The sequence below is a fragment of the Pseudomonas sp. PDM28 genome (assembly GCF_019219115.1).
In the GTDB taxonomy this organism is placed as follows: domain Bacteria; phylum Pseudomonadota; class Gammaproteobacteria; order Pseudomonadales; family Pseudomonadaceae; genus Aquipseudomonas; species Aquipseudomonas laurylsulfatiphila.
The window spans coordinates 153,057-164,818 of record NZ_JAHUWG010000007.1 but is presented as its reverse complement, the minus strand read 5'-3'; the positions used below and the strand labels follow the sequence as shown (position 1 = coordinate 164,818).

Genomic DNA, 11,762 nt, shown 5'->3' with positions numbered 1-11,762 from the left:
CGGTTATCGGTGTGGGTAGTAACCCGGCCCGCCATGGTCGTAGTAGTGATCGTGATGCCAGCCCCCATGGGGGAAAACAATGCAACCGCTCAGGGTCAGGATGGCCAGCAGGGGAATCAGCAATGTGATTCGACGCAACATTTCAAAGTCCTCATGGTTATCGCCGCAATGAAGCTAAAACTCTTCATCGGCTGTAACATGTGACCCCGCTTGTAGCCCCTTATCCCCAGAACAGGGTATGTGCTTGGCAAGCGTCTTGATACAAACCGGATACATTTTCAGATTCAGGAACCCGCAATGACTCAGTCGCAACGTTTGAAATACTCGATTCTGATCTCCCTGGTGGTGCTGGGGATCATGTTTGGCCTTTCCTGGTTGCAGAACACCGGCGTCATCAGCGAAAAAATGTTCCAGTACATCGCCATTGGCGTGGCGGTGATCGTGGTCGTCATCAATGGCGTGATGCGCCGCAAGGTCAAGCCCTGATCATTCGCTCACTGGTTGCGCAGGATGGCGGCAGCCTGTGGATGCAGGCTGTAGCTTTTGTCGGGGTTTAGCACAATCACCCCTTCAATGCACAAACGCTTGAGCACTTCGCGCACGCTGAGAAAGGACAGGGGAATGTCCAGGTCCAGCAATTGGCTGTGTACGCCACGCACGCCAAGACTGCGGTCGCTTTCGGCGGCCGTCAGCAGGGCATCGATGACTTTCAGGCGGATCAGGCTGGTGCGCAGGCCATAGCTCTTGAGCAGGACCCGGATCCGCTCGTTACCGTGGCGATCGGTATGCGGCTCGAACACGCCGACTTCCATGGAAGTACCCTTTGGCGCGTTGCTACCGTCCGTTGGCAGTTGCGAGTTGTACATTGCAAAACTCCTTTTCAGAGCCTGATCAGGAAAAATGGGGCGCTCTTGCATGTCTAGACGTATGAGCTCCCCAAATCATGAAGGCTCGAATGTAGAAATTTTGTCGACGGCGTGTGATCAGCCTGTCAGTTCGCACGCCAATGTGTGCAAAACCCTAAATTATTGATGTGAGCTTCGTCCCTACAGGGAGGCACTGCGCGTGTGGGTGCGCGCAACAGTGGCCATCGTGTTTTCGATCAGGAGCGAGCGTGATTATTTCCAGCCAGTTAACCAGGTTGAGCCTGGCGGGTGTGACTCTGGGATTGAGCCTGGGGTTGAGCCTTGCGGCGAGCGCGAGCGATGCGCTTGCGCCAACGAGCGCGGACATCCGCCGAACCAGTTTCGGCGTGCCGCACATCCGCGCCGACAACGAGCGCGGGCTGGGCTACGGCATCGGCTATGCCTACGCCCAGGACAACCTGTGCCTGCTGGCGAACGAGATCACTACGGTGAACGGCGAGCGTTCGCGCTATTTCGGACCGGATCAGTTCACCGTCGAGGCGCGTGAGAACCTGGTCAGCGATCTGTTCTTCACCTGGCTCAACACCCCGCAAGCCGTCGCCGCTTTCTGGCAGGCCCAGACTCCGCCGGTGCGTGAGTTGATTGAGGGTTATGTGGCAGGGTTCAACCGTTCCCTGAGCGAACGTCGTGCCCAGGGGCTGCCGCAACAATGCCAGGGCGATTGGGTGCGGGACATCACCCCGTCGGATCTGGTCAAGCTGACCCGGCGCCTGTTGGTCGAAGGGGGTGTCGGTCAGTTCGCCGAAGCCCTGGCCGGTGCCACGCCGCCCCAGGCCGTGGCCCGGGCGTCGAACGCCCAGGCAGCGTTCCAGGTGGCCGCCACGCGCATGCAACGGTTTGCCCTGGACCGCGGCAGTAACGCGGTTGCGATCGGCAGCGAACGGTCCTTTAACGGACGCGGCATGTTACTGGCCAATCCGCACTTCCCCTGGGTGGGCGGCATGCGTTTTTATCAGATGCACCTGACCATTCCCGGCAAACTGGACGTGATGGGCGCGGCGTTGCCCGGCCTGCCTTTGATCAACATCGGTTTCAATCAACATCTGGCCTGGACCCACACCGTGGATGCGTCCAGGCATTTCACGCTGTACCGCCTGCAACTCGACCCCAAGGATTCGACCCGTTACCTGCTCGACGGCCAGTCGTTGCCGATGGACCAGCAGACCCTGACGGTCAACGTCAGGCAGGCGGACGGGCAGGTCCGGGCGATTTCCCGTGTGGTCTACAGCTCGAAGTTCGGTCCGGTGGTGCAATGGCCGGGAAAACTCGATTGGGATCATCAGTACGCCTTCAGCCTGCGCGACGCCAACCTGGATAACGATCGCGTCCTGCAGCAGTGGTACGCGATGAACCGCGCCGAAAACCTCAAGGATTTCCAGGATTCGGTGCACAGGATCCAGGGCATTCCGTGGGTCAACACCCTGGCGGCGGACGATCAGGGGCAGACGCTGTACATGAACCTCTCGGTGGTGCCCAACGTCAGCGTCGACAAGCTGGCGCAGTGCAGCGATCCGCGGATCGGTCTGCAGATGATCATTCTTGACGGTTCCAGCAGTGCCTGTGCCTGGGACATCGACCCGCAGGCGCCACAACAGGGCATCTATGCGGCGGACAAGTTGCCGCAGCTGCTGCGCAAGGACTTTGTCCAGCACTCCAATGATTCGGCGTGGATGGCCAATCCGGCGCAACCGCTGACCGGCTATTCGCCGCTGATCAGCCAGGATGGCCAGCCTTTAGGCCTGCGTTCACGCTTTGCCCTGGACCGTTTGAGCACGCTGGCCGAGGCCGGCAAGGTCGCGGTGGCGGACTTGCAGCACATGGTCATGGACGATCAGGTCTATCAGGCGGCTCAAGTGATGCCGGACCTGCTGCAATTCTGCGCGAAGGGTCTCGGTGCCGATGCCAAAACCCTCGCGCCATTGTGCGCCAGCTTCAAGGCCTGGGACCGCAAGGCCAACCTGGGCAGCGGTCTGGGTTTTGTGCACTTCCAGAATGTCATGGAGGCATTGGAGTCGGTGCCGGACGTATGGCGCGTGGCGTTCGATCCGCAGGACCCGCAACACACCCCAAGTGGACTCGCCGTCGATCACCCGTCAGTGGCCAAGGCGCTACGCACAGCGATGCTGGCTTCGGCTGAGCAGGTCAAGGCGTCAGGCCTCAAGCCGGACACTCGCTGGGGCGACCTCCAGGTGGTCAGCAGCGGCGGGCAACAGACGCCGATCCATGGCGGGCCGGGCACGCTGGGTGTCTACAACGCGATCCAGAGCGTGCCGCGCAGCGATGGCAAGCGCGAGGTGGTCAGTGGCACCAGTTACCTGCAAGTGGTGACCTTCGACGAAAACGGACCGCAAGCCAAGGGGCTGCTGGCGTTCTCGTTGTCGAGTGACCCTGCTTCGAAATTTTCACGGGATCAGACGCAGGCCTTTTCGCAGAAGCAATGGAGCGTGCTGCCCTTCACCGAACAGCAGATCACGTCCGATCCGCAGTATCAGGTACAGACGATCCGCCAGCAGGATGCCAAGGTCGTCGCGCATTGAGGTAATGTAGTTTTAGTGGAACGCTGAAGGCCGCACCCCGCAAGGGTCGCGGCCTTTTCAGCTTTTCGGGGTCTTTTGCGGGATCGCGTTGACCACCAGATTGCCATTGTCATTGCGGGTCAGGTAGACCGGCAGGACTCGCGGCAGGGACTTTACCAGGCCGTTGATCTCTTTGATGTTGTAGATGCCACCGATATGGATCGAACCGGTGCTGTTGTCGGCGACCATCAGCGGTTTGTCCAGGTAGCGATTGATCAATGGCAGCGCATCGCTCAGCGCCAGATCGTCGAGCACCAGCTTGCCCTGGCGCCAGGCCAGCGAACTGTCATTGTCGTAGGTCTGGCTGATGCGGGGAGTGAAGTCGCCGCCGCGATAACTGGCCTGCATCGCCGGGTCGAGGCGCAAACCGTCGCCGGGCAGGTCGGTGTTGCTGCTGACCAGTACCGAACCCTCGATCAGATTGACCTTGACCTGGTCTTCATACATCCAGACGTTGAATTGGGTGCCGGTCACACGAATCTTGCCTTCGGCCGCCTTGACCACAAAAGGGTGGCGGGTGTCATGGCTGACCCTGAAGTACGCTTCGCCTTTCTTCAGCGTGACTTGCCGCTGATCCTTGTAGTTGATGTACGTCAACTCGCTGCCCAGGTTCAGCTCCACCTGGCTGCCATCCTTCAAGGTGACGGTGCGAACATTGTCGGTGGCTTCGAAATGCTGGTACGCGTTCGGTACCCAACCCAGGTGCCAGCCGCCATAACCGGCCAGCGGCAGAGCCAGGGCACAGACTGCCGCGGCAATGGCTAGGCGGCGCCACGGAGCTTCGGGTTGCGGGCGAGCCAGCGGCAGGACGGGTGCAGGGCGGGGCAGGTCGCCGGCGACATCCCATATTTCCAGCATCGCTTCGTATTCGAAGGCATGGAGCGGATGCGCATTTCGCCATTGTTCGAACGCCTGGCGCTCCTGCGTTGTGCAGTCATTGGCGTGCAGACGCATACACCAATGCGCAGCGGCATCGGTGATGGCGTCGTATTCGGCTTCCGAGAGCGTGTGTTCGGTCATTGGCTCATCCTGATTTCGTGCATTCTAACCTTGGGGGCAGTCTGCGAGAACATCAGTCATGGCATTTAACTATCAATGTGTAACTTTTTTTCAACGCTTCGCCTCTGGAATCTCTGCTGTCGGCGTAAAAATAATCAAACTGATTACCCCTGTGTGGTCAGGGCCATTTAGCTGCGCAGATCCGGGGATCTGCGCCCTGTGATTGGCGGATCAGGTTCCGGAGGTCGATATGGCCGGCACCGGGTCCAGTTGCCGGCCCATTTCGCAGATCAGGAACGCGAGCGAATCGGCATTGTGCAAAATGACGTCAGCCCTGAAGTTCGCATTTTGCCCGTCCAGGAATGCATCCCTTGCCCTCTCCATGGTCCTGCTGCCCGTTAACCTCAGAATGGCCTTGCCGACGTGATAAGACTCCGGGATCGAATCCAGGCTGATCCACGATTGCAGGCTGCTGTTCCAACGCGCAAACAGTTCCTCCTTCGGCGTGTTCAGCGACAAGGCTTCGCGCTGGAATTTCAGTTGGGACTGTTTCATGGCTTCACCGTAGGCCGTGATCGGCGCTACCAGGTCGCTGAAAGGGCGCCGGGCTTCAAGGTAGGCAATGTCCACGGCCGCGGAAAACAGGTGAGCGAATTCGTGTATCAGCGTGGCGGCCTGGCTGTGGCCGTCGACGTTGAAGGGCTCGGTCAGACAGGATTTGTACCAGTCGAGTTGTTGATCGAAGAATCTTTCGGTGAAATGCACGTGGCGCTGTCGGTCCTTGTCCAGGACAAACGCGATGAGGTTGTCCTGCGGGGCCCGGTTTGAACCCACGACAAAACGATGGGAGTTCATCCAGTCTTCATCAGGGTCGACCAGCGCGTTGCAGATGGGGAGGATGGCGTCCTTGATCTTGTCGAGCAGCGCTGCGTTGACCTCGCCGACACCAAAGAACCCTTTGAGGAAGGTGTCCAGCCGGGTACCGGGGACGAATCTGCGCAGTTGCGTCATGTTGTGCAAACTGTTGAACGCGTAATAGCGCGCCATGTCGATGGCCTGCACGATCATTCGGGCTTTTTCGGGATGCCGGGCGCGAATGTCTTCCATCCCCCGGGCCTCGATGTTCAGCACCTCCCCGGCGATACGGGCATGAGCAAACTGGTTGTGCATTTTCGACATGGCCTTGCCGAAGTGCACCGTATGGATGTCCGGGTCGATCACCAGTTGCTTGTCTGGCGCCGTCAGCAATACGGGGCCTTGTTCCTTGTCCTTGATCATTCGCCAGGCCGGCCCGGTCTTGTCTACGCCGTAGACCTTGCCGGCGATGGGGGCGTAGGTTTTTTTGCTCGTCGCATCGAGGTAGGTGCCGTCAGCGCTGTTTTTCGTCAGGTTCTTGAGTTCGACCGTGGTTTCGAACGGTTGCAGCCGTGTGCGCAGCGGTGCCGTAGAATCGATCTCGGACCACTTTGGCGCGATGATCGGTGTGGCGACCGGTGCGCCAGGGTTTTCCTGGGTTGCCTGGGCCGTGTCGGTCCATCCTTCGAGCGACAGCCTGCCCAATGAGATGAGTTGCGCCGCACCGGCGATGAACTCCTCCAGCGCAACTTTCCAGTGATGATCCTGCAGGGCTTCTGCGGAGTTGAGGGCATCCTTGTAGGCGTTCCAGAGAAACTGCGCATAAGCGAGTTTGCCCGGCAACAGGCCAAGTATGCGGTGGATGTTGGCACCGAACAGATGTTTGACGGCCTCCCAGTCCGCCTGGCTTGCCGTGTGTAACTGGCTGCCAAGCATTTGCGACAGCAGTCGGGTGTTGTCGTGGAACAGCTGGGTGAGCAAGTTGCCGTCGATGGGGTTGGACCCGAGGGTGATCTCACTCGATTGCCCAACGGTCGAGCTGAACAGGTTGCGGAAGGCGGACTGCTCGCTGTCCGGCAGGCGCCGTAGCAACATGTCCTGCAAGGGGCCCGGCGTGTTCAGCGCCGAGACAAGACTGGCCTCAGTGTCGAATTCGATAAAAGGCGAGCCGCCAGGGTGGTAAGGGGCATAGAGGACCTGCGGCCCGGCCTTTGCGTTGCCGGGGCTCACCAGGTACAGGCCCAACGCTTTGATCGCGGCGGCGCCGGTGGTCTTGATCAGCTCCAGTGGCCGGGCAATCGCGTGTGCTCCCTGTACGGTTGCCCGGGCCGTGGCATCCGGCATGTCGAGCACCTGTCGAAGCAAATCGAACGCGCTGCCGGATAGCCTTTGCAACAGCTTCAGCTCGTGGGCGTGTTGCAGCAGTTGCCAGGGCAGTTGCTTGACGAAGCGCTGCATCCGGCTTTGAGCATCGGCCGTTGCACTGGACAATGTCTGCGTTACCTGTGCTGCGTAGCTTTGCACAATGTTCAATGACTGCAGCAGTTGACGGACCGCGGCCTGGTCCAGCCCCTCGGGCAGCGCCTGAGGAGTTCTCGAGGAAACCTGGAATCCGGAACCTTGCACGGCATTGACATGGTTCAGTGCGAACTCGGTAAGGCTGCGGGCGGGACCGGTCAGGTTGAGGTCGGGGATGATTTGAATATCGTCGGGGTCCAGCGTAATTGCCGGGAAGCGATTGCCGAGCAACGTCGTCAGCCGTTCATGCACATACGACCTGAGGGGGGTGATCCCATGCAGGTAGTCTTTGTCCTCCTCTACGCTGTTGCGGTATTGCTCCAGCAGCTCAACGTGCAGCCGCTGATCTTCAAGGGGGGCCATTCCAAGCCATGCGGGCAGTGACTGTTGCAGGGTGATCGCCCGGGCAATCGAGGAGGCTCTGCGCAAATGGGTGTTGATCCCGGCGGTGGTCAGCGCTTTCAGCGCCTTTTTCTGCTTCGTGTCGTTCAGTTCCAGGCTGCGCGCGTGTTCGCAGCGAGCCAGGAAGTGATCGATGGATGATCGTGCGACCTGCTCCAGTACTGATCCTTCAATCAGCCGCAGCGCACCCAGTGAGTAGCGTTGGTGGAATTGGCGTTGGCTCGGGGTGAGGTTTTCCAGTAGCGCCATGCGTTGTTGCGGGGCGAGCAGGCGCCGGTTCAGTTCCTGCCTGGCACGGCTGATGTTGTCAAACACCTCCAGCCCCTCGGCGGGCGTCCACAGGATCGTCCGGCCGGAATGCGAGGGGTCGAGTCCGCCGCGCTCGGTCAGGAGCAGGCAATGGGCAAGCGGCAGGAGATCCCGCACACCGGAGCACTCAAGGGTCAGTGAATAGGCATCGGGTCGGAAGCCCTTCAAGGAGCGACGGTTATGTCTTTCGGCCTGATCCGGGTTGAACACCGTATCGACTATGGCCCGGTCCGCATCCGCCAATGTCGCGCCGAGTGTGCGCAAGCTTGCCTCGCCGCGGATGCCGACGGAAAGTGCATGGGCCAGGCGCGGCTGCAGGTTTTCCAGGTAGACCCGCTGCAACGCCAGTGAAGTGATCGGTTGTGCGGCGAAGTCGGCGTTGATCAGCGTTTCGATGTCACTGAAGCTCTTGACGAACGCTGCCGCCGAATCGGCCAGCACCATGGACGGCTGCTGGTCACCGGACAACACCGGCCGCGTGCTCCAGCGTCCGTCAGTCTCCAGCTTTAGCATCCGCTCGTTGATCATCGAACGGATATCCAGCGCCTTGTCGAACAGGGCGTGGATGTCCACGGCGCCGTCACTGTGGCGGAACACCTGCAGGCTGTATTCCGTGTTTTGCAGTTGCTTGGTGACGATGGCGTCGAAGAGCTTGCTGAAGATCGCGCCGGAGATCGCTTCCCCGGTCACATTCGGCCGGTCAAAACCAATGAATCGCTGGCGTTCGTCCAGGCTCAGCAGGCCATAGAGTTCGTCCTCGTGACCGGCCGCGCCGAACTTGCTGCGCACGGTATCGCGCAAGTCCTGATAGTCCTTGAGCACCTGCAAACCTTCGGTGGGCGTGTAGAGAAACGCATGGCTGGCGCTGACCATCAGTGAACCGGCCAGCTCGACGTAATTGGCCGGGTACTCCCACAGGCGCACGGTTTCGACCGTCATCGATGTATTCGTCCGGCTGGCTGTCGAGATCAACGCGTGCAGGTCTTGGCTTTGCTTCGGGGTGATGATCCCGGCTTCGCGCTTGAGCAGCAGTTGCCCGCGTGCCTGATCGGCGATGGCCCGGCCGAAGAGTGCGCGACGCGAGACGCCATTGGCGCTCGCCGCGTCCCAGTATTGTTCGAGCTGCCCGATCAGCAGGCTGACCAGTTTGCGCGAGACAGTCGTGACCGCCGTCTCCCAGTGTCCCTGATCAGCGTTTGCCGGGGACTTTTTCGGGTGGGAAAACTCATGGGCCTGCCCGGAGGGCCAACGCTGATGGCGATAGTGCAGGAGCACGGCGTCACTCAGCGACAGGGAATTGACCCACGGTCGCGCCGGACGACTTGCGTCCTCGTTCCCTGCAGTCGCGGCCAGATAGAAATTCACCCGGGTCTGGCTCTGATCCACGCCGGGAAAAGACGCCGTCAGTTGTTCAGCCAGCAATGCATCGAGCAGCGACGTCAGGGACGGTAGCGCCTTGAGTTCATCGAGCAGGGCCAGGTCGTTGAGTCGCTGATGGCGGGAGAGGGTGTTGCGCTGGTCCTCGAACACGTCACCTGCAATGGTTTGAAACTCCAGCCCGATATCGTCGGCAGCCACCACCGTCTTGCGTTGTGACAGCGCCAAGAAGGCCAGCAGTTCATCGTCTTCGTTGGCTGCTTTGAGGCGTGCCGCCAGATGTTCGGTCAGGACCGAGCGACTGGTGAACTTCTGTATGCCGGCGTAGGGGGTGTAGAGAATCACGCCATTGTCATCCGGCGTCGCGGTCAGCAAAAAACTGCCGGCCAGCGCCACGGGTTCCTGGCCAGGGATCTTCAGCAGGATTTTTTTCGCCAGCATGGGCGGCGTCTGTTCATCGCGCAGGGCCTGGCTGGCCAGTTCGATATGGCTGAACCATTCGAAATCCTTTTGCGCCAGCCCGTGGGTTTGGCCAAGTTCTCGCCAGAGGCCGGGCATCGTCAGTGCTTCGGGGAAAAACAGCGGAGTTACGGGTGTAGACATCGTCGAGTCTCGCTCAAGGGGCCACTCAAGGGCGCCTGTGGGTTGAGCATCGAGACTAAAAGCCGGTGCGTTGATGCAGGTGGTAAATAGATAACGCACGGGGCATGGGCATTGGTGACACGGATTTACCTCGTCGCCCCTGAGGGAAAGGTTGACAGGTCACTCGCCGCGCGTTGTTAATCGGCGGGTCTTTGTACGCTGTTGTTCCCTCCAATAATCATTCTGGAGCTTCAGATGTCTGCGCCACACGATCACGCCTCTACTGCCGTCTCGTCACACCTGTCACTCGAAGCGCTGAGTGCTTTGCTGGAAAAGATTTTTCTGCGTCATGGCACCTCGGCCGAGGTTGCCAGGGTGCTGGCGCAAAACTGTGCCGGCGCCGAGCGCGATGGCGCCCACAGTCACGGGGTATTCCGGATCCCGGGTTATGTTTCGACGCTGCAAAGCGGCTGGGTCAATGGCCAGGCCGTTCCGGTGGTCGAAGATGTGGCTTCGGGGTTTGTGCGGGTCGATGCCGATAACGGTTTTGCGCAACCGGCCCTGGCGGCGGCACGCGAATTACTGGTGCAGAAGGCCCGAAGTGCCGGCATTGCGGTGCTGGCGATCCGTAATTCGCACCATTTCGCGGCCTTGTGGCCAGATGTCGAACCCTTCGCGTATGAAGGGCTGGTGGCGTTGAGCGTGGTCAACAGCATGACCTGCGTGGTGCCCCACGGCGCCGACCGACCACTGTTCGGTACCAATCCGATTGCCTTCGCCGCACCACGGGCTGGCGGCGAACCGATTGTCTTCGACCTCGCCACCAGTGCCATTGCCCATGGCGACGTGCAAATTGCCGCACGCCAGGGCGAACGCTTGCCGCAAGGGATGGGCGTGGACAGCCTCGGCCAGCCGACGACCGACCCGAAAGCGATTCTTGAGGGCGGCGCGTTACTGCCTTTTGGCGGACACAAGGGCTCGGCGTTATCAATGATGGTCGAGTTGCTCGCGGCGGCACTGACCGGCGGCAATTTTTCCTTCGAATTCGACTGGAACAACCACCCAGGCGCCAAGACGCCCTGGACGGGCCAATTGCTGATCGTGATTGATCCGGACAAGGCAGCGGGGCAAGGTTTTGCCGAACGCAGCCAGGAACTGGTGCGGCAAATGCACGGTGTCGGCCTGAAGCGTTTGCCGGGTGACCGGCGTCATCATCAGCGCGCCAGGTCGCTGGCCAATGGCATTGAACTGGATGCCCGGACGCTGGCGAACCTGCGGGAGCTGGCGGGGGAGTGATTCGGGGTATTGGCAAATAATGTCTAATTAACGCAACCCCTGTAGGAGCGAGCCTGCTCCGGGCGGCGTTCCGACGATGGTCGTTAACGATTACGCGGGAAATCTGATTCCCCGCGGTGCCCTCACGTCCATCGCGGGCAAGCCCGCTCCCACAGGGTTCCAGTGTTTGCCAGTACTCAGCGACGCCCCAGCAACAACCCCACCACCAGGCCAAACCCGGCGGAAATCGCCACGGTTTGCCATGGATGCCCGCCGATATAGGTTTCGGTGGCCTCGACCGCGGGCAGGGTGCGGTTGCGCACGCTGGTCACCGAATCCCTGGCCTGCTGGAGTTTCAGGGCGATTTGTCCGCGAAGGGTGTCCGCTTCTTCCCCGACCAGTGAGGCGCTGCTTTTCAGCAGTTTTTCCGACTCTTCGATCAACGATTGAAGTTCGCTGAACGCTTGATCCTTGATTTGATCTTCGGCAGCTTGCGCGGCTGTTTTGCGGGCCATTGAAGTACTCCTTGCGGGTAAGTGGACAGTGAACAATGGAGTCTGCGGTCGTCGGAAAAGTTGCAGCTATTTTGCCCGGGAACGTCATCTTGCTGAAAAACCGGCGCAGGACATTTCGCCCTACAGTGTAAGATGTCGCCAATTTTACGCAGCAGGAAATTCCCATGAGCTTCAATCTGGCCGACAAACCCCTCGCCGAGCGCGCTGCGCTTGAAGACGAGAAATCCCGTCTGTTCGAACTCTGGCAAAACAACCTGGGCAAAGCCAAGGGCGAGGCCGCACGGTTGTTTGGTGAACGGGCCAAGCGCAAAGGCAAGTGGGCCGAATGGGTGCGCGCCGAACTGGACGGCATGTCGCCCCCGGAATACGCCAACATGGTGCGCAGTGAAGTCAATCGCCTGATGGCGGCCAACAAATAACATCGGCTG

9 protein-coding genes are annotated in these 11,762 nt (G+C 60.2%); 4 read left to right on the top strand and 5 right to left on the bottom strand.

The features are described from left to right. Window positions 1–3: 3 nt before the first annotated feature. Entirely contained in the window at window positions 4–141 is a 138-nt protein-coding gene (locus KW841_RS17410; protein ID WP_007970990.1) for a hypothetical protein, read from the bottom strand. Window positions 142–297: 156 nt separating this feature from the next. On the opposite strand from KW841_RS17410, the gene KW841_RS17405 reads away from it, so the two are divergent. Then, on the top strand, window positions 298–486 hold the full coding sequence (locus KW841_RS17405) for a hypothetical protein (RefSeq protein WP_007970993.1): 189 nt from the start codon (window positions 298–300) through the stop codon (window positions 484–486). A gap of 8 nt (window positions 487–494) precedes the next feature. On the opposite strand, the gene KW841_RS17400 is transcribed toward KW841_RS17405, so the two are convergent. Further along, window positions 495–866, bottom strand: coding sequence for a fe2+ zn2+ uptake regulation protein (locus KW841_RS17400; protein WP_116580447.1), 372 nt, complete (start codon window positions 864–866; stop codon window positions 495–497). Window positions 867–1,114: 248 nt separating this feature from the next. Here KW841_RS17400 and KW841_RS17395 point away from each other — a divergent pair, with 248 nt between their 5' ends. After that, entirely contained in the window at window positions 1,115–3,463 is a 2,349-nt protein-coding gene (locus tag KW841_RS17395) for an acylase (protein ID WP_218478599.1), read from the top strand. Window positions 3,464–3,520: 57 nt separating this feature from the next. Here the strand turns inward: KW841_RS17395 and KW841_RS17390 are convergent, their stop codons facing one another. After that, window positions 3,521–4,522 carry a FecR family protein gene (locus tag KW841_RS17390; RefSeq protein WP_218478598.1) on the bottom strand — a complete coding sequence of 334 codons (1,002 nt, stop codon included), beginning with the start codon at window positions 4,520–4,522 and terminating at the stop codon, window positions 3,521–3,523. Window positions 4,523–4,732: 210 nt separating this feature from the next. After that, on the bottom strand, window positions 4,733–9,565 hold the full coding sequence (locus tag KW841_RS17385; protein ID WP_218478597.1) for a DUF6543 domain-containing protein: 4,833 nt from the start codon (window positions 9,563–9,565) through the stop codon (window positions 4,733–4,735). 234 nt (window positions 9,566–9,799) lie between these two features. Here KW841_RS17385 and KW841_RS17380 point away from each other — a divergent pair, with 234 nt between their 5' ends. Then, a complete protein-coding gene (locus tag KW841_RS17380; RefSeq protein ID WP_218478596.1) occupies window positions 9,800–10,840 on the top strand; it encodes an Ldh family oxidoreductase in 1,041 nt (346 codons plus the stop codon). Between the two features lie 176 nt (window positions 10,841–11,016). Here the strand turns inward: KW841_RS17380 and KW841_RS17375 are convergent, their stop codons facing one another. Next, window positions 11,017–11,334 (bottom strand): YqjD family protein, encoded by a 318-nt coding sequence (locus KW841_RS17375; protein WP_015094973.1) that lies wholly within the window; start codon window positions 11,332–11,334, stop codon window positions 11,017–11,019. Between the two features lie 164 nt (window positions 11,335–11,498). Between KW841_RS17375 and KW841_RS17370 the strand changes: the two genes are divergently transcribed. Next, a complete protein-coding gene (locus KW841_RS17370) occupies window positions 11,499–11,753 on the top strand; it encodes a hypothetical protein (RefSeq protein ID WP_007970091.1) in 255 nt (84 codons plus the stop codon). The last annotated feature ends 9 nt before the right edge of the window (window positions 11,754–11,762 follow it).